Here is a 348-nt window from a genome sequence, read left to right on the forward strand (position 1 = left end):
TTTGCCAGGTGATCGGACAGCAGCGAGACATTCCCGGTCATGTTGGCTGAAAAAAAACCGACGATCTCAAAGGCTGCGGTATTCAGTGCGCCTGCGGCAGCGGCAAGCGTGCAGGCCAGTCGGGTATCCGCGCTGTTGCTGCGGGCACTTTCCGTGCTGATTAGCATGACCACCCCATATTTACTGGAAAGCCTTATAATCCGCCGATTAGCCCTGCGCCACAAGGCACTGCATCAAACTCTCCCTTTTCTGTCGGGCATTACTCAGCATCGGGACTCCGGACTCCGCGCTGTATAAACTCAGCGCGGAGAGCCCTGATTAACTGTTTGCCAGACGGAAGGTGGAGAC

Annotated in this window: 1 protein-coding gene; it reads right to left on the bottom strand. The window is 56.0% G+C overall.

Annotated elements, in window-relative coordinates:
• Nucleotides 1-167, bottom strand: a 167-nt coding sequence (locus SB756_RS28675) for a DUF1275 family protein (RefSeq protein ID WP_410912897.1), incomplete at its 3' end; no start/stop codon positions are given.
• Between the last annotated feature and the right edge of the window lie 181 nt (nucleotides 168-348).

The organism is Pseudomonas sp. SIMBA_068, from assembly GCF_046534705.1.
Taxonomy (GTDB): Bacteria; Pseudomonadota; Gammaproteobacteria; order Pseudomonadales; family Pseudomonadaceae; genus Aquipseudomonas; species Aquipseudomonas putida.